Origin of the sequence: Streptomyces luteolifulvus (genome assembly GCF_008806595.1) — a bacterium.
Taxonomy (GTDB): domain Bacteria; phylum Actinomycetota; class Actinomycetes; order Streptomycetales; family Streptomycetaceae; genus Streptomyces; species Streptomyces luteolifulvus.
In genome coordinates this window covers 161,216-178,518 of the sequence record NZ_VZRB01000007.1, presented here as the reverse complement: position 1 = coordinate 178,518, position 17,303 = coordinate 161,216, and the positions used below count along the sequence as shown (strand labels likewise).

At 71.4% G+C, this 17,303-nt stretch carries 15 protein-coding genes; 9 read left to right on the top strand and 6 right to left on the bottom strand.

Translation table 11 applies throughout. From position 1 onward, the window contains the following. The first annotated feature begins 7 nt into the window (after positions 1 to 7). Positions 8 to 487 carry an Lrp/AsnC family transcriptional regulator gene (locus F7R91_RS12890; RefSeq protein ID WP_150947771.1) on the top strand — a complete coding sequence of 160 codons (480 nt, stop codon included), beginning with the start codon at positions 8 to 10 and terminating at the stop codon, positions 485 to 487. A 68-nt stretch (positions 488 to 555) separates the two neighbouring features. On the opposite strand, the gene F7R91_RS12885 is transcribed toward F7R91_RS12890, so the two are convergent. Beyond that, entirely contained in the window at positions 556 to 1,191 is a 636-nt protein-coding gene (locus F7R91_RS12885) for a TetR family transcriptional regulator (RefSeq protein WP_150948062.1), read from the bottom strand. Between the two features lie 134 nt (positions 1,192 to 1,325). Between F7R91_RS12885 and F7R91_RS12880 the strand changes: the two genes are divergently transcribed. The 3 genes from F7R91_RS12880 to F7R91_RS12870 all read left to right on the top strand — a co-directional run bounded on the left by F7R91_RS12880 (position 1,326) and on the right by F7R91_RS12870 (position 5,220). Then, a complete protein-coding gene (locus tag F7R91_RS12880) occupies positions 1,326 to 2,057 on the top strand; it encodes a VOC family protein (protein ID WP_150947768.1) in 732 nt (243 codons plus the stop codon). A gap of 190 nt (positions 2,058 to 2,247) precedes the next feature. After that, entirely contained in the window at positions 2,248 to 4,599 is a 2,352-nt protein-coding gene (locus tag F7R91_RS12875; RefSeq protein ID WP_150947766.1) for an outer membrane protein assembly factor BamB family protein, read from the top strand. A 102-nt stretch (positions 4,600 to 4,701) separates the two neighbouring features. Continuing rightward, positions 4,702 to 5,220: a hypothetical protein gene (locus F7R91_RS12870; RefSeq protein ID WP_150947764.1), complete on the top strand. Its 519-nt coding sequence runs from the start codon at positions 4,702 to 4,704 to the stop codon at positions 5,218 to 5,220. A 12-nt stretch (positions 5,221 to 5,232) separates the two neighbouring features. Here the strand turns inward: F7R91_RS12870 and F7R91_RS12865 are convergent, their stop codons facing one another. Genes F7R91_RS12865 through F7R91_RS12855 form a run of 3 tightly spaced genes read right to left on the bottom strand, consistent with a single transcriptional unit; the run spans position 5,233 to position 7,569 of the window. After that, complete coding sequence (locus tag F7R91_RS12865; RefSeq protein WP_150947762.1) at positions 5,233 to 6,006, bottom strand: enoyl-CoA hydratase/isomerase family protein; 774 nt, start codon at positions 6,004 to 6,006, stop codon at positions 5,233 to 5,235. After that, a complete protein-coding gene (locus F7R91_RS12860) occupies positions 6,003 to 6,419 on the bottom strand; it encodes a Zn-ribbon domain-containing OB-fold protein (protein WP_150947760.1) in 417 nt (138 codons plus the stop codon). The genes F7R91_RS12865 and F7R91_RS12860 overlap by 4 nt, the downstream gene beginning before the upstream one ends. A gap of 1 nt (position 6,420) precedes the next feature. Further along, on the bottom strand, positions 6,421 to 7,569 hold the full coding sequence (locus F7R91_RS12855; RefSeq protein ID WP_150947758.1) for a lipid-transfer protein: 1,149 nt from the start codon (positions 7,567 to 7,569) through the stop codon (positions 6,421 to 6,423). A 155-nt stretch (positions 7,570 to 7,724) separates the two neighbouring features. On the opposite strand from F7R91_RS12855, the gene F7R91_RS12850 reads away from it, so the two are divergent. Then, complete coding sequence (locus F7R91_RS12850) at positions 7,725 to 9,320, top strand: FadD3 family acyl-CoA ligase (protein WP_150948060.1); 1,596 nt, start codon at positions 7,725 to 7,727, stop codon at positions 9,318 to 9,320. 161 nt (positions 9,321 to 9,481) lie between these two features. Here F7R91_RS12850 and F7R91_RS12845 read toward each other — a convergent pair whose 3' ends face one another. Together F7R91_RS12845 and F7R91_RS12840 are read right to left on the bottom strand one after the other, a co-directional pair. Further along, positions 9,482 to 9,670, bottom strand: a complete 189-nt coding sequence (locus F7R91_RS12845) for a hypothetical protein (protein WP_150947756.1) — start codon at positions 9,668 to 9,670, stop codon at positions 9,482 to 9,484. A 225-nt stretch (positions 9,671 to 9,895) separates the two neighbouring features. After that, positions 9,896 to 12,868, bottom strand: coding sequence for an AfsR/SARP family transcriptional regulator (locus F7R91_RS12840; protein ID WP_150947754.1), 2,973 nt, complete (start codon positions 12,866 to 12,868; stop codon positions 9,896 to 9,898). Positions 12,869 to 13,085: 217 nt separating this feature from the next. Between F7R91_RS12840 and F7R91_RS12835 the strand changes: the two genes are divergently transcribed. The 4 genes from F7R91_RS12835 to F7R91_RS12820 all read left to right on the top strand — a co-directional run bounded on the left by F7R91_RS12835 (position 13,086) and on the right by F7R91_RS12820 (position 17,267). Beyond that, the gene (locus F7R91_RS12835) at positions 13,086 to 14,336 is read left to right on the top strand and encodes an amidohydrolase family protein (RefSeq protein ID WP_150947752.1); all 1,251 of its coding nucleotides are present in this window, start codon (positions 13,086 to 13,088) and stop codon (positions 14,334 to 14,336) included. A gap of 8 nt (positions 14,337 to 14,344) precedes the next feature. Then, positions 14,345 to 15,259, top strand: coding sequence for an LLM class F420-dependent oxidoreductase (locus F7R91_RS12830; protein WP_150948058.1), 915 nt, complete (start codon positions 14,345 to 14,347; stop codon positions 15,257 to 15,259). A gap of 10 nt (positions 15,260 to 15,269) precedes the next feature. Beyond that, positions 15,270 to 16,040: an SDR family NAD(P)-dependent oxidoreductase gene (locus F7R91_RS12825; RefSeq protein WP_150947750.1), complete on the top strand. Its 771-nt coding sequence runs from the start codon at positions 15,270 to 15,272 to the stop codon at positions 16,038 to 16,040. A gap of 108 nt (positions 16,041 to 16,148) precedes the next feature. Next, positions 16,149 to 17,267: an LLM class flavin-dependent oxidoreductase gene (locus tag F7R91_RS12820; RefSeq protein WP_150947748.1), complete on the top strand. Its 1,119-nt coding sequence runs from the start codon at positions 16,149 to 16,151 to the stop codon at positions 17,265 to 17,267. The last annotated feature ends 36 nt before the right edge of the window (positions 17,268 to 17,303 follow it).

The following is a 17,303-nucleotide window of genomic DNA, read 5'->3' as shown; positions in this document are numbered from 1 at the left end:
CTACCCCATGGATGACATGGACCGGAAGATTCTTTCCGAGCTTCAGCAGGACGGGCGGCTGACCGTGACCGAACTGGCCGCGCGGGTGCGGCTCAGTGTCTCGCCGTGTCACCGGCGGCTGCGCGAGCTGGAGCGCTCCGGCGCCGTGCGCGGCTATCGCGCGGTCGTCGACCCGGCCGCCGTCGGCCTGAACTTCGAGGCGCTGGTCTTCGTCTCGATGCGGCAGGAGGACCGGGACACGGTCGCCGAGTTCGAGCGGGCGCTGAGCGAGGTGGAGGAGGTGCTGGAGGCGCAGCGGCTGTTCGGGGAGCCCGACTATCTGCTGCGGGTCGTCGCCGCCGATCTCAGCGCCTACCAGCGGCTGTACGACGAACGCCTCGCCTCGCTGCCGGGCGTGCAGCGGCTGACCTCCACGCTCGTGATGAAGCACGTCGTCAAGGACCGCCCCCTCCCCGCACAGACGGCAGGCGGCCGTCCACCTCGGTGAACAGCCGCCCGCCTGACAGGACTTGGACCCGGGAAAGAGCGCGACCCGGTGGGGTCGCCGATGTGCGTCTATTTGGTCGGCTTCTTGCCGGTCACCCCCAGGTGGACCAACAGCGCCAGATTCGGCTTGAGTTCGGCCTGCTTGACGCCCCAGGTCTGGAAGCCCTTCTGGTGCGAGGCCACGGCCGCGAGCATCGCGACCAGCGAACCCGCGACCGCGGCGGGGTTCACGTCCTTGTCGACCCTGCCCTTGGCCTGGAGTTCGGCGACCGCGTCCGCGAGGGAGTTGTTCACGGAGTTCAGGATCTTCATGCGGATCTTGTAGAACCGCTTGTCGCCCTCGGCCGCACCGAGGTCGACGACCCTGAGGATGGCGTCGTTCTTGCGCCAGAACTCCAGGAATCCGTCCACGAGTTCCTGCGCGGTCTGCCAGCCCGCCTTGCCGACCCACGACCTGCCCTCCAGCAGCTCGGTCAACCCGGCGCCCTCGGCCGCCATTTGCTCGGCGATCTCCAGGACGGCGCCTTCGACGTCCGGGAAGTACTGGTAGAAGGTGGCGGGCGAAGTGCCCGCCTTCCGGGCGACATCGATGACTTTGACGTCCCGGTACGGGGAGGAGCTGAGCATCTCGCTGAGGCAGTCGAGCAGCTTCTGCCGGGTCGCCTGCCCACGCCTGCCGGCCACGCGGCCGTCGACGGTACGCACTTGTCCTGTCATGCCGTCAGCTTACCGAGGGGTGATCGGAGCGCGATTCGGCCGACTGCAAATGGGGTGCACGGGTGGGGAAAGGGTGGTGCGCCTGGTCTGCGGGGCGCGTGAGACACGGTTACGTTGGCGGCATGGCCGAAAACAGGGCATCCGCATACGGAGAGGGCGTCCCGTGCTGGATCGACGCCCAGCTTCCCGACCTGGCGGCGGGCAGGCGGTTCTACGGTGAGCTCTTCGGGTGGACCTTCGAGGACCAGCCGGCGGCGTACACGGCCACCGTCTGGGCGCTGAAGGACGGCGAGCCCGTCGCCGCGCTCGCACACAAGACGGACGGCCGTATGCCCACCGTCTGGACGGTGTACTTCGCCACTCCGGACGCCAAGGTGCTGGCCGGCCGGATCCGGGCCGCCGGCGGACAGGTCGTCATCCCCCCGACGCCGGTCGGCGGCCTGGGCACGGCCGCGCTGGCCACCGACCCCGAGGGCGCCGTCTTCGCCCTCTGGCAGCCGGAGAGTCATCCCGGCTTCGGCCGGCGGCACGAGCCGGGCAGCTTCGCCTGGGTCCAGCTCTACGCCCGGGACACCGAGGCCGCCAACACCTTCTACGGCGAGCTCTTCTACGACGCCCTGTTCGGGCCGGACGCCGAGCCCGACTTCGGCCGCGCGCCCGTCTCCGAGGTCTTCGCGGCCGAGATGCCGCCGCACCTCCTCGTCCATTTCGGTGTCGACGACTGCGAGGCCGCACTCGGGACGGTGAACCGGCTCGGCGGGCGGGTCCGGGTGCCGCCCTTCGACACCTCGTACGGAAAGGTGGCCGTGGTCTCCGACAATCAGGGGGCGTCCTTCGCGCTGCTGGAGCCCTGAACGGACGCTTTATGTCCTCAGATGTACGGAGATGTAAAGAGACACCCCGATATTTCCGCGGGTTCGCAACCAGTGCCGCGGACAGGAAGAATCGGGGTGCGTGCCGCCATTGCCGGGGCGGTGGTGAGACGCTGCACGGGGTCGCGTACATATGTGGGTGACGTGGCCCGTACGGGGAGGTGGCAGGCAAGTGGTGGATCAGCTGACGCAGCACGATCCGCGGCGGATCGGGCCGTTCGAGGTGCTGGGACGGCTGGGCGCCGGCGGCATGGGGCTGGTCTATCTCGCGCGCTCGGCGTCCGGCCGGCGCGTGGCGATCAAGACGGTCCGCACGGAGCTCGCCGAGGACCAGCTCTTCCGCGTGCGCTTCACCCGTGAGGTGGAGGCGGCCCGGGCGGTCTCCGGCTTCTACACGGCGGCCGTGGTCGACGCCGACCCGCGCGCCGCCGTGCCGTGGCTGGCCACCGCGTACGTCCCCGCGCCCTCCCTCGAGGAGATAGTGAACGAGTGCGGGCCGCTGCCGGCCCAGGCCGTGCGCTGGCTGGCCGCGGGCGTGGCCGAGGCCCTCCAGTCGATCCACGGTGCCGGGCTCGTCCACCGCGACCTCAAGCCCTCCAACGTCCTGGTGGTCGAGGACGGACCGCGGGTCATCGACTTCGGTATCGCCTCCGGCGTCTCGAACACGCGTTTGACCATGACGAACGTGGCCGTCGGTACGCCCGCCTACATGTCCCCCGAGCAGGCCAAGGACTCACGGAGCGTGACGGGCGCGAGCGATGTGTTCTCGCTCGGCTCCATGCTGGTCTTCGCCGCCACCGGACACGCCCCCTTCCACGGGGCGAACCCCGTCGAGACCGTGTTCATGCTGCTGCGCGAGGGCCCCGACCTGGAGGGCCTGCCGGACGAGCTCCGGCCGCTCATCGAGTCCTGTATGCAGATGGACGCCACGGCCCGCCCGAACCCGGCCGACCTCCAGGCCCAGCTGGCCCCCCACCTCTTCGGCTCCGGCTCCGACGACAGCGGTACGGCGTCGGCGTGGCTGCCCGAGCGCGCGGTGGGCCTGATCGAGTCGCGCCGCGGCGGCCGTCCGGCGGCGAAGCCCGCGCACGGCGGCGGCCGCAGCGCAGGCGGCCGGCCGGCGCTGCCGCCCCCGCCCCCGCACGACCCTGTCGTCCCGGCCGCCGTGTCCGCCCCGCCCGTGCCCGTGGGCGCCCCCGACACCGGCCCCGTGCGGCTGGCGGGCGCCCAGGTGCCGATCGGGCCCGGTCCGCGCGTCGCCGACGCCCGCGCGGCCGCCGTGAAGGCACCCCCGCCGGAGGCCGGCCTGGCGGCCTCCTGGTCCAAGCCCCGCCCCGGCGTCAACGGTGCCGACCCGGTCGTACCGGTGCCCGCGGCGCCCCCGGAGACCGCGGCCGGCTGGCGCCCGTGGCGGTTCCGTATGTCGAACGACGTGTGGGGCACCCCGTCGGTCGCCGACGACCTCGTCTACGTCACGTCCTTCGAGGTCCACGCCCTGGACGTGGCCACCGGCCGGCGCCGCTTCAAGACGCGGGACGTGGCCTGGTCGATGGCGGTCGCGGACGGCCGTATCCACGCCTCCGACGGACCCACGCTGTTCGCCCTGGAGGCCCGCGAGGGCGGCGACCTGTGGCGGCTGTCCACGGATGCCTGGGTGTACTCGCTGCAGGCCGACCGGGGGACGGTGGTCACCGGCACCCGCGGCGGCGGCGTCCAGGCCTGGGAGGCCTCCAACGGACACAAGCTGTGGGAGATCACCGGCGCCCAGAGCGACTTCGAGTCCCCCGAGGCCGGACCCACCCTCCACGACGGCACCGTGTACGTCTGGCAGGACGCCCGGCTGCGCGCCCTGGACGCCCGCAGCGGCGACGAGCGCTGGTCGTACCCGATCGGCGACGCGGCCTCCTGCGGCGGGGTGCCGGTCCGGGTGGCGCCCGCGCAGGACGGCTACGTGTACGTGTCCGCCGGCACCCGGATCCTGGCCGTCGATGTGGCGAGCGGCCATGTCCGCTGGCACTTCGAGGCGCCCGCGGTCTTCCTGTGCCCGCCGGCCTTCGTGCCCGGCCCCGCGGTGACCGGCGGCGGCGTCTACCTGGCCGACTACCTCGGCACCGTGTACGCCCTGGACGCCACCGACGGCCGCGACCGCTGGCGCATCGCCACCGAGTCCCGGGCGTCGACGGAGCCCGTGCTGGTGGCGGCGGGCCATGTGCACGTGGGCAGCGGCAAGGGCCTCTACACCCTGGACGCGGTCACCGGCACCCCGAAGTGGCGCTTCCAGGCGGGCGGCGACGTCGTGGGCGCCCCCGCGGTCGCGGAGGGCCGTATCCACTTCGGCTCCACGGACCATCTGCTGTACACCCTCAAGGCCGACGACGGCCGTCTGAGATGGAAGCTCGCCACCGGCGGCGAGATCACCGGCTCCCCGGTCGTCAAGGACGGGGTCGTGTACGCGTGTAGCAAGGACCGCTGCGTCTACGCCCTGGACGCGGAGAAGGGGACCGGGACGGCCAGGACGGCGTAGGGGGGCCCTCCGGGCCGCCCGGTGACCGCCACGCCTGTGATCTCCACACACTGGTCGATTCACAGTGACATGATCGTGACAGGCGGTCCCTAGCCTGAGGGCATGCATCTACGGGGGCGCAGTCTCAGGTTCACAGCGGTCACGGCGTTGGTGGTCCTCGCACTGACCGGTTTCTCCACGAGTCGTGGCCACGGCCACAAGAGCAGCGACGGTGACGGCGGCGGCTGCAGCAGCTCCAGCCAGGACCACGGCAGTTCGTCGGGCGGCCATCGCGACTACGACGATGACGACGACTCCAGCGGAAGTGGCGGCGGGTCGGGCGGATCCGACGCCACGCCGACGACGGTGCTGCAGAGCGCCGAGGTCCGGCTGATCAGCTGCGCGACCGAGAAGACCCCGTACGCGACGGTCACGGTCACCAACCCGAACGCCACCGCCGGCACGTTCTCCTTCGACGTCACCTTCGTGGACGAGCAGGCCGACACGGTCGCCCGGCGGAGCATGCAGGCGTACGTCCCGGCGAACAACTCGACCAGGGTGAACGTGGACGTGGACGACATCGGTCTGCTCGCCCGGATCGACCACTGCCAGACCGACTCGGACGCCGAGCCGGTGAGTTGAGGAACGCCGCCGTCATCTGACCCGGAACTCCCCGGACCGCCGCCCGGCGAACAACTCGGCCTGGCGGTCCGGGGGCAGGTTCCCCAGCGAGATCAGAGGCGGCGCCTGCGCGAACCCCTGCGCGACGGACGCCTCCTTGGCGGACCACAGGGCCCGCACGGTTCCCTGAACCCCCTCGGCCGGGTACCCGGCGATCACCGTGGCGCAGGCGACCGCCGCCGCCAACGCCCCGCCCGGCTCCGTGACTTCGCAGACCAGCCCGAACTCATGGGCCCGACGGGCGCCGATCCGCTCGGCCGTCCCCATCAGCATCATCCGCGCGACCTCCCCGAACGGCATCCGCTGCGCCATCAGCACCGACTCGTACGCGCTGACCATGCCGTAGGTGGTGTGCGGGTCGAAGAAGACGGCCGTCGGGTCGGCGACGACGAACTCCGACTCCCCGAGGAGGTAAAAGGCGCCCCCGCAGGCCATCCCGCACACGGCGGCGACGACGGGCTTCCACAGGTCGTTGGCCTTGGGCCCGACCCGCAGCAGCGGATCGTCCGTCATGTACGGCGAGTTCGGCTGCGGCACCACGGCGTCCCGGTCGAGCCCCGTGCAGAACGCCCGCTCCCCGGCGCCGGTCAGAACGACGGCTCGTACGGAGTCGTCGAACCGCAACTCCCGCCAGAGCTCGACGAGTTCGTCACGCATTCCCAGGTCGATGGCGTTGAGCCGATCCGGCCGGTCGAGGGTGATGACGGCGACACCGGAGTCCTTGTCGGCGGTGAGAAGCACGCTCATGACCGCTCCAGAATCCACTGGGGCAGCCCGGCCCCGGTGAAGACGACCTGCACCCTGGCACCGATGCGGACACGCTCGGGCGGCACGGAGCCGAGTGGTGCACCTGCTTCCGTCACCAGATTCCCGACGACCCGTATCCGGGGAGCGTCGGCGAGCTCGACCAGCACGACGTGGTACGGCGCCTGCTCCGCGTACTCCGGCAGGAGCGGCGGGTGGGGAACGACGTACGACCAGATACGACCGCGCCCCGAGGTGATGCGCCACTCGCTGCCGAAGGACCGGCAGTGGGGGCAGCAGGGCCGGGGCGGGAAGCGGACCTCGCCGCACGCGGCGCAGGCCTGGACGCGGAGTTCGCCCTCGGCGGCGTACCGCCAGAAGGCGGCGCCTTCGGGGTCGATGACGGGGGAGAGCATCTCAACTCCTCAGCAGCAGCGCGGACGTGGGAACTCCCTCGCCTGCGGTGACCAGGCAGGTCGAGGCGCCCGGGACCTGGGCGGTGCTGGTCCCGCGCAGTTGCTTCACGCCCTCGGTGATCAGGTTGAAGCCGTGGACATACGCCTCGGAGAGCCCACCCCCGCCCGTGTTGACGGGCAGCCGCCCGCCGATCTCCAGGGCGCCGCCCTCGGTGAACGCCCCGCCCTCCCCTCGCCCGCAGAAGCCGTACCCCTCCAGGGACAGCGGTATGAGCGGGGTGAACGCGTCGTAGATCTGGGCGACGTCCACATCCTGGGGGATGAAGTCGGCGTGCTTCCACAGATGCCGGGCGGCGGTCCAGGAGGGTCCGGTGAGGGGATCGTCGTTCCAGTAGTTGACCATGCCGTGGTGCTGGGCCGGGAGCCCCTGGGCAGCGGAGTGGACGTACACGGGCGGGCGGCGGCAGTCCCGGGCGCGCTCCCGTGAGACGACCACGCAGGCCAATGCCCCGTCCGTCTCCAAGCAGTTGTCGAAGAGGCAGAGGGGTTCGCTGATCCAGCGGGAGGTCATGTACATCTCGCGGGTCAGCGGGCGGTCGTACATGATCGCGGCGGGGTTCTGGTTGGCCCGGTTGCGGGAGGCGAGGGCGACGTTGAAGAGGTGGTCGCGGGTGGCGCCGTACTCGTGCATGTAGCGGCGCGCGAGCATGGCGATCTCGTCCGCCGGCCGCAGCAGCCCGAAGGGGCGGGTCCACTGGGCCGGAGTGGGCAGCTGGACGGCGGTGCTGGTCCACGGCCGGGGCCCGCTGCCCCGCTTGCGCGACCTCCAGGCGACCCCCACCGTCGCCTGCCCGGCGGCGATCGCGGCGGCGAGATGGGCGACCGTGGCGCAGGAGCCGCCCCCGCCGTACCCGACCTTGCTGAAGAAGGTGAGGTCGCCGAAGCCGACGGCCTTGGCGAGCTCGACCTCGTCGGTCTCCTCCATGGTGTAGGAGGCGAGGGCGTCGACCTCGCCCGGCGCGATCCCGGCGTCGTCGAGCGCGGCGAGCACGGCCCGGCAGGCGAGCGTCCTCTCGTCCTCGGGGAGTTGCCGGGCGAAGGGGGTCTGGCCGATGCCGACGATGGCGGTGGCGTCCTTGAGTCCGGCCATGCTGGGTATACCTCCGCGGGTTCCGCAGGGTGGCGCGCGTGATGCCGTAGTGCGCCGGGCTCTGCCTCGGCGCGCAGCTGACAGGTCGTCAGGCTACAGCTAATCTGACGGGTAGTCAGCTACTGCATGGGGAGGGGCTGGTCGTGCGCGGAGACATGGAGTGGGGCACCCTTGCGGGCCTGGTCCGGTCGGCGGCCCGACAGCACGCGGACGTGGAGGCGGTCGTCGAGGGCCGTACCCGGATCTCGTACGCCGAACTGGGAGCGCGGGTGGAACGCGCGGCGGGCGCCTGCATCGCCCGCGGGGTGCGGCCCGGCGACCGGGTGGGCATCTGGGCGCCCAACTCGCTGGACTGGATCGTCGCGGCGCTCGGTGCGGTGTCGGCCGGGGCGGTGCTCGTTCCGCTGAACACACGGTTCAAGGGCGGTGAAGCGGCGTACGTCCTGCGGCGCAGCGGGGCGCGGTTGCTGTTCGTCACGGGCACGTTCCTCGGGACCTCGTACGTGGCGTCGCTGCGGCGGGCGGCGGGAGAGGGGACCGGCGACGGGCCCCTGCCCGGGCTGCCGGCGCTGCGGGACGTGGTCGTCCTGTCGGACGACGCACCCGCCGACTTCCTGGCCTGGAAGGACTTCCTGGCCGGGGGAGAGGGCGTCGGTGACGCGGAGGTACGGGCGCGGGTGTCGCTGCTCGACGGGGGCATGCCCTCGGACATCATCTTCACCTCCGGCACGACGGGCCGCCCCAAGGGTGCGGTGATCACCCATGCGCAGACACTGCGGGCGTACGAGGTGTGGAGCGACCTCGCGGGCCTGGCCCCCGGCGACCGCTATCTGATCGTGAACCCCTTCTTCCACACCTTCGGCTACAAGGCCGGCGTGGTCGCCTGTCTGATGAGGGGCGCGACGATGATCCCTCAGCCGGTGTTCGACGTCGACACGGTCCTGGCGAACATCGCCGCGGAACGGGTTTCCGTGCTGCCGGGTCCGCCGACCCTGCACCAGTCGCTGCTGGACCACCCGGCCCGCGACGCCCACGACCTGTCGGCGCTGCGCCTGGTGGTGACCGGCGCGGCGGTGGTTCCGCTGCGCCTCGTGGAACGCCTGCGCGGTGAACTGGGCGTGGAGACGGTGCTGACGGCGTACGGCCTCTCGGAGGCGAGCGGCATCGTCACGATGTGCCGCCGCGGCGACGAACCGTCCGTGATCGCGTCGACGTCCGGCCGGGCGATCCCCGGGACGGAGGTGAGGGTCGTGGACGCGCAGGGCGCGCCGCTGGGCCCGGGCGCACCCGGCGAGATCCTGGTCCGCGGCTTCAACGTCATGCGCGGCTACTACGAGGACGAGGCGGCCACGGCGGAGGTGCTCGGGGACGACGGCTGGCTGAGGACGGGCGATGTCGGTGTGCTGGACGGCGAGGGCAATCTGCGCATCACCGACCGCATCAAGGACATGTTCATCGTCGGCGGCTTCAACGCGTACCCGGCGGAGATAGAGCAACTCCTCGGCCTGCACCCGGATGTGGCGGACGTCGCGGTGATCGGCATCCCGGACGCGCGGCTCGGCGAGGTGGGCAGGGCATACGTGGTACGGCGCGCGGGCGCCGTCCTGACGGCGGACGACCTCATGGCCTGGGCGCGCAGGGAGATGGCCAACTACAAGGTGCCGCGCGCGGTGGAGTTCGTGGAGGAACTGCCCCGGAACGCGAGCGGCAAGGTGGTGAAGGGCGAGCTGAGGGGGCGGGCGGCCCGCTGAGCGCTCCGCTGGAAGTGCCGCGATGTGTCGTCGGCCGTCTGCGGTGCCATCGTGGCTGGTCGCGCAGTTCCCCGCGCCCCTTCAGGGCGCTGCGTGGCGGACGCCTCGGCCGCGGCGGCTCCCCTCCGCGCCGCCGCGGCCGAATCCCCTTGTGAGGAGCCCTACTTCTTCGGCCTGAAGGGCTCCGACGTGGCGTGCATGTCCTTCGTCGTGATGGGCTCGTCGGTGGCGTGCATGTCCTGGGTGGTCGCTTCGCCGTCCGTGGACCGGGTGTCGGCGGCCGCGGCCTTGGTGTCCGTCGCCCCCGTCGCGTGCATGTCCTGCGGCTTTATGACCGGCTCGTCGCTCATGTCCTGGCTCCACTTGATGTGTTCGTCAGTAGGTCGGCAAGGCCCGCCCAGCCACTCCCCCGAGTGCGTCCGGACGGGCCTTCCTGGGCCGCTCACCCTAGTTCGTCAGTGCGAGGCCCTCTGTGGCGACCCGTCTGCCCCCCGACGCGACGGATCGACTGAATGAAGAATGGCGTGCGCCGATAAACGAATGATGAACGCTGCGGCCCGGCCTCAGAGCCTGTGTCAGACCGTCTGCACGGGGGACAGCAGCGCGCGCACGTCCGACGCTTCGGGCGAGCCCATGTCCTCGTAGATACGCAGGGCCTCCCGCCAGCAGACCTGGGCCCGGTCCAGTTGCGCGATGCCCGTGAGGGCATGGCCGAGCACGGTGAGGACGTTGCCGCGCCGCCACTCGCCCCCGATGCCGCGCAGCACGGTGAGCGCCATCTCGGCGTTGGCGGCGGCCTGCGCGAAGCGCCGTGCGGCGATGTCCACTTCCGCCAGCCGGAACAGGGCCATGCCTTCCCACAGCCGCTGGCGGCTCTCGCGGAAGACCTCCAGCGCCTCGACGAGCCTGTCGGTCGCGGAGGCGAGCTGCCCGCTCTGGGTCAGGGCCATCCCCAGGGCGTAGCGGCCGTTGGCGCCCCGCATGGAGTTGCCCATCGCGTCGTAGATCTCCATCCCCTGCTGGGCCAGCGCCACCGCGCTCCGGGTCCGCCCGGTCGCCAGATGGATGCGGGAGAGGTTGCACAGTGCGCTGGCCTCGCCCGGGCGGTCCCCGAGGGTCCGGAAGTGCTCGATGGCCCGGGAGAGGTGCTCCTCACCGTCCGCGTTGCGGCTCTGGTAGAGCGCGATGATGCCCCGGGCGTTGCGGGCCCAGCCGGCCGGCAGGAGGTCGTCGGCCTCACGGGCGAGACGTATCACCTGCTCGGCTTCCTGGTCCGCCTTGTCGAACCGGCCGCCGTCGACGTGCGCGTGCGCCAGGGTCATCAGGGCGCGCGCTTCGACCTGCGGTGCGTCGATGCGCCGAGCCGACTGGAGCAGCGCCTCGGCCGTGGCCTCGTACTCCCTGGGGTTGGCCCCCGACTCCGACAGGTCCAGTGCCGCCCACAGCAGGTCGATGGCCCGCCGCAGCGTCCCGGCCCCGGCGGCGGACTGCCGCGCGCACGCCAGCAGGCAGTTCGCCTCGGTGTACAGCCAGTCCCGGGCCGCGTGGCGCTCCGCGAACGTCAGCCCGGGGTACTCGGACGCCGCGAGGTGATCCACCAGCCGGTCTCCCGGCCGCTCGATCGCGTACACCCCCGCCGCGGTGGCCAGGTAGAAGTCCAGGAGCCGGGACAGCGCCGCCTCGCGCTCGCCCGGCAGCCACTCGTCCCGTTCCGCGCAGGCACGCGCGTAGAGGCGCACCAGGTCGTGGAAGCGGTAGCGGCCGGGGGCCGCGGATTCCAGCAGCGACGTGTCGACCAGGCACTCCAGCAGGTCCTCGGTGTCGTCCGGGGGCAGGTTCAGTACGGCCGCTGCCGCCGCCAGGGAGATGTCGGGGCCGTCGGCGAGGCCCAGCAGGCGGAACGCCCGTGCCTGGGAGGGCTCCAGCTGGCCGTACCCCAGCTCGAAGGTCGCCTTGACGGCCAGGTCGCCCGCCTGGAGTTCGTCCAGACGGCGTCGTTCGTCCGCCAGCTTGGCGGCCAGCACCGACACCGTCCAGGTGCGGCGGGCCGCGAGACGGGAGGCCGCGATACGGATCGCCAGGGGGAGGAAGCCGCACGCCGCCACCACGTCCAGCGCCGCCTCCCGCTCCGAGGCGACCCGTTCCTCGCCCACGATCTTCGTGAACAGGGACAGTGCCTCGTCGGGCGACATGACGTCCAGGTCGACGAGGTGCGCCCCGGCCAGGTCCACCATCCGCACCCGGGAGGTCACCAGCGTCGCGCAGCCCTCGGTGCCCGGCAGCAGGGGGCGTACCTGGGCCGCGTCGCGTGCGTTGTCCAGCAGGACCAGGACGCGGCGGCCGTCCAGGACCGAGCGGTACAGGGCGGCCCGTTCCTCCAGCGAGTCGGGGATCGCCGAGTCCGGTGTGCCGAGGGCGCGCAGGAAGGAGCCCAGGACCGTCTCCGGTTCGGCCGCCCGGGCGCCCTCGCCCTGGAGGTTCGCGTACAACTGGCCGTCCGGGAAGCCTCCCCGGGCCCGGTGGGCCACATGGACCGCGAGGGTCGTCTTGCCGACGCCGCCGATTCCGGCCAGCGCCGACACCGCCATCACCCGGCCCTCGGCCGAGGCCAGGACCTCGCCGAGCTCGGCCACGAAGGACGCGCGTCCGGTGAAGTCCGGGACCGTCGCCGGGAGTTGGGCGGGGCGGACCGGTGCCGTGACGGGTTCGGCATGCGGGGCGGACGGCTCGGCGAGGCCCGGGTCCGCCTGGAGGATGCGCTGCTGGAGTTCGCTCAGGCCCGGGCGCGGGTCGACGCCCAGTTCGTCGGCCAGGAGCCGGCGGGTGTCGGCGTACACCGCCAGTGCCTCCGCCTGCCGGCCGCTGCGGTAGAGCGCCAGCATCAGCAGTTCACGCAGGCGCTCCCGCAGGGGGTGCGCGGCGGTGAGGGCGGTGAGTTCCGAGACCGCCTCGGCGTGACAGCCCTGTTCCAGGTCCATGTCCAGGCGGGATTCCAGGAGTTGCAGCCGCCACTCCTCCAGGCGGACGCGCTGCGCCTCCGCGTACGGGCCCGGCACGCCGGCCAGGGCCTCGCCGTCCCACAGGGCCAGTGCCCGGCCCAGGATCTCCCGGGCGTGGCACAGGTTCCCGGCGTTCTTCGCCTTCTCCGCCCCGGCCGCCAGTTCCTGAGCCACCGCCAGGTCCAGCGCACCCTCGCCGAGAGCTCGGATCGCGTAGCCGCCCGACTCGCTCACGAGGACCCCGGGGTCCAGCACCTTCCGCAGCCGTGAGGCGTATGTCCGCAGCGCGGCCAGTGCCTGGGACGGGGGCTCATCGGCCCACAGGGCGTCGATCAGTTCGCCCGCGGTCGCCGTGCGGCCCTCACGCAGCAGAAGCGCGGCGAGCAGGGCCCGTTGCTGGGGAGATCCGGTGGCCAGCGGCTCCTCGCCGCGCCAGGCCCGCACCGGTCCGAGCACGCTGAAGCGCAGAGCCGCCGACCCCGCGAAGGAGTCCGGACGCCTCTGCTCCGGTACGCGCGGCACCTCGGGCACCTGCGGTACACCGTCCATCGCCGTCCCCCTCGAAACAGTGAGCAACCCCGCCAGTCTGCCTTGTTCGCGGCAGACGCGTCAGCTGTGGAGGGCGTGATCACAAGCAGGCGCGCGGGATTCACAGGATCTTCATTCGCCCTTACCACACGTACGAGCCGGGGCCCGCGCCGCCGGCCCGGTGCTCGTCCCGTTCGCGTAGCTGACGACCCGTCAGATCGGCGCTACCGTGAGCGCCATGAACACCGACGCCAGCACCGCCAGCAGCTTTCCCCTGATTATCTCAGTCGACGACCACACGGTGGAGCCGGGCAACGTCTGGCAGGACCGTCTCCCGAAGAAGTACCTGGACACCGGCCCCCGTATCGTCCGTGCCCCGCTGAAGGAAATGTCCTTCCTCGGCGGCCGGTTCAAGCCCGTCATGGGCAAGGAGGGCGACGACGGGCCCCTCGGCGACTGGTGGGTCTACGAGGACCTCCACCGCCCCCTCACCCGCCTCGACACCGCCGTCGGCTACAGCAGGGACGAGATCAAGCTCGAAGTCATCACCTACCAGCAGATGCGGCCGGGCTCCCACGACGTCCCGCAGCGCCTCGCCGACATGGACGTCAACCATGTCCAGTCGGCCCTGTGCTTCCCGACCTTCCCCCGCTTCTGCGGCCAGACCTTCACCGAGGCGAAGGACCACGACCTCGGTCTGCTGTGCGTCCAGGCCTACAACGACTGGATGGTGGAGGAGTGGTGCGGGCCCGACGCCGGGGGCCGGCTCATCCCTCTCACCCTCATCCCGCTGTGGGACGCCGAGCTGGCGGCCCGGGAGGTACGCCGCAACGCGGCCCGCGGCGTGCGCGCCGTCGCCTTCTCCGAGATACCCCCGCACCTGGGACTCCCCTCCGTCCACACCGACGACTGGGACCCCTTCCTCGCCGCCTGCGACGAGACGGGCACGGTCGTCGCCATGCACATCGGGTCGTCGAGCCGTATGCCCTCCACCTCCGCCGACGCCCCACCCGCCGTCGGCTCCACCATCACCTTCGCCAACTGCTGCTTCTCGATGGTGGACTGGCTGATGAGCGGCAAGTTCGAGCGTTTCCCGAACCTCAAGGTCATGTATGCGGAGGGGCAGATCGGCTGGATCCCCTACATCCTCGAACGCGCCGACGTGGTCTGGGAGGAGAACCGCGGCTGGGGCGGCGTCGCCGACAAGGTCCACCGGCCGCCGTCCGAACTGTTCGCCGAGCATGTCCACGGCTGTTTCTTCGACGACGCCTTCGGGCTGCGCAATCTCGACGCCATCGGCGTCGGCAACGTCCTCTACGAGACCGACTATCCCCACTCCGACTCCACCTGGCCGAAGTCGCGCGAGGTCGGGGAGGCACAGATGGGGCATCTGGACGCGGACGTCGTGGAGCGGATCGTACGCGGCAACGCCATCGACCTGCTGGGGCTGACGGCGGACGGGCTGTGGCCCGGCGGCGGTGCGCAGTGAGCACGGGGATCGAGTACGGCATCCAGCTGCCCGTCCAGTCCCAGTCCACGATCTACGCCGAACCCTGGGAGGCCGGCGCCGGCCCCGCCGACCTCGTCGAGATCGCCCGCACCGCCGACCGCGCGGGCTTCGCCTACGTCGCGTGCTGCGACCACGTCGGCGTCCCGCGCCGGCTCGCCCCCGCGATGAGCACCGTCTGGTACGACCCGGTCGCCACCCTCGCCCACCTCGCGGCCGTCACCGAACGCGTCCGGCTGCTCAGCCATGTCGCCGTCGTCGGCCTGCGCCACCCCCTGCTCACGGCCAAGCAGTACGCGACCGTCGACCATCTGAGCGGGGGCCGCCTGATCCTCGGCGTGGGTGCCGGGCACGTACCCGAGGAGTTCGCGGCGCTCGGCGTCGACTTCCGGCACCGAGGGGCCGTGCTCGACGAGTGCCTCGACGCACTGCGTGCCGCCCTCGGCCCCGAGGAGTTCCCCGAACACCACGGCAAGTTCTACGACTTCGAGGGCCTGGGCCAGCGGCCCCGCCCCGCCCAGGAGCGCATCCCCCTCTGGGTGGGCGGCTCCTCGCCCGCCGCCGTACGCCGGGCCGCCCTCAAGGGCGACGGCTGGCTGCCGCAGGGCGACCCGCGCGACCTGCTGCCCGCACAGATCGAGCACATCAGGCGACTGCGGGCCGAGGCCGGTGTCGAGGGCCCGCTGACCATCGGCGCCATCACCGAGCCGCTGTACATCGGCACCCCGCGGTGGCCCGTCGGGCGGCGGACGATCACCGGCCCGCCCGACGCCCTCGCCGAGTCGCTGCGGGCGTACCGCGCGATGGGCGTGGACCAGATCCAGGTGCGGTTCCGCAGCCGGAGCCGTGCGGAACTCACCGACCAGATGGCCGCGTTCGGCGCCGACGTGGCCACCGACCTCTGAGGAGAACGGCATGGGCAAGCTGGACGGACGCGTCGTCGTGGTCACCGGGGCGGCGCGCGGGCAGGGGGAGCAGGAGGCCCGTCTGTTCCGGGCGGAGGGTGCCGAGGTGGTGGTCGCCGATGTTCTCGACGAGCAGGGCGCGGCCCTCGCGAAGGAGCTGGGCGCGCGGTACGTCCACCTGGACGTCGGCGAGGAGGATCAGTGGCGGTCCGCCGTGAGCACCGTCAAGGACGCGTTCGGCCGGATCGACGGCCTGGTCAACAACGCGGGCATCCTGCGCTTCAACTCCCTGGTCGACACGCCCCTCGACGAGTTCATGCAGGTCGTACGCGTCAATCAGGTCGGCTGCTTCCTCGGCATCAAGACCGTCGCCCCGGTGCTGGAGGACGGCGGCACGATCGTCAACACCGCCTCCTACACGGCGGTGACCGGCATGGCGGCCGTCGGCACGTACGCCGCCACCAAACACGCCATCCTCGGCCTCACCCGGGTCGCCGCGCTGGAGCTCGCGCACCGGGGCATCCGCGTCAACGCCATGTGCCCGGGCGCCGTCGACACCGCGATGTCCAACCCGGCTCAGCTGGACCCGACGGCGGACGTGGAGGAGACGAGCAGGGCACTGGACGAGCTGTATCGGAAGCTCGTGCCGCTCGGGCGGATCGGCAAGCCGGAGGAGGTGGCCCGGCTCGCGCTGTTCCTGACGTCCGACGACTCCTCCTACATCACCGGGCAGCCGTTCGTGATCGACGGGGGATGGCTGGCGGGGGTGTCGGTCATCTGAATCGCCATCTGACTGGCCGTCAGCTATTGACGGTGGATGCGGGCAGTGCGACAGTCTGGCGGCAGACGATCTGACGATGCGTCAGGAAAGCAGGGAGGGTGACCCGCCTTGGAATTCGGACTCTTTGTACAGGGATACGTCGGCAAGCGCGCCGAGACCGACCCGCTGGCCGAGCACAAGGCGCTGATGGAGGAGACCGAGTACGTCATCCAGGCGGACCGGTCCGGCTTCAAGTACGCCTGGGCGTCCGAGCACCACTTCCTGGAGGAGTACTCGCACCTCTCCGCCAACGACGTCTTCCTCGGCTATCTGGCGCACGCGACCGAGCGGATCCATCTCGGCTCCGGGATCTTCAACCCGCTCGCCCAGGTCAACCACCCGGTGAAGGTCGCCGAGAAGGTCGCCATGCTCGACCATCTCACCGGCAACCGCTTCGAGTTCGGCAGCGGGCGCGGGGCCGGCTCGCACGAGATCCTCGGCTTCCTCCCCGGGATCACCGACATGAACCACACCAAGGAGATCTGGGAAGAGACCATCGCCGAGTTCCCCAAGATGTGGCTCCAGGACGAGTACGCCGGCTTCCAGGGCAAGCACTGGCAGCTGCCGCCGCGGAAGGTCCTGCCGAAGCCGTACGGGAGGTCGCACCCCGCGATGTGGTACGCGGCGGGGTCGCCGCCCTCGTACGCGATGGCCGCGAAGAAGGGCCTCGGAGTGCTGGGGTTCAGCGTCCAGAAGGTCTCCGACATGGAGTGGGTGCTGGAGCAGTACAAGAACGCGGTCGTGGACGCCGAGCCGGTGGGGGACTTCGTCAACGACAACGTGATGGTGACGACGACGGCGATCTGTGCGCCCACGCACGCCGAGGCGATCGAGATCGCGGTGAACGGCGGGCTGCACTATCTGCCCTCGCTGGTGTTCCGGTACCACGACACGTTTCCTCGTCCCGAGGGGTTCCCGGTGTGGCCGGAGACATTGCCCGAGTACACGCCGGAGTTCGTGGAGCTGTTGATCGAGGAGGAACTGCTCATCTGCGGGGATCCGGAGGAAGTGCTCACGCAGTGCAAGCGGTGGGAGCAGGCCGGTGCGGATCAGTTGAGCTTCGGGCTGCCGGTGGGGGTGCCGAAGGAGGAGACGCTGCGGACGATTCGGCTGATCGGGGAGCACGTGATTCCGAAGATCGATACGGATCCTGTGCATCGGACTACGCGGTTCCGGCGGAGCGCGTGATCGCCGTTGGCGGGTGCGGGTCGAGTGTGGCTGGTC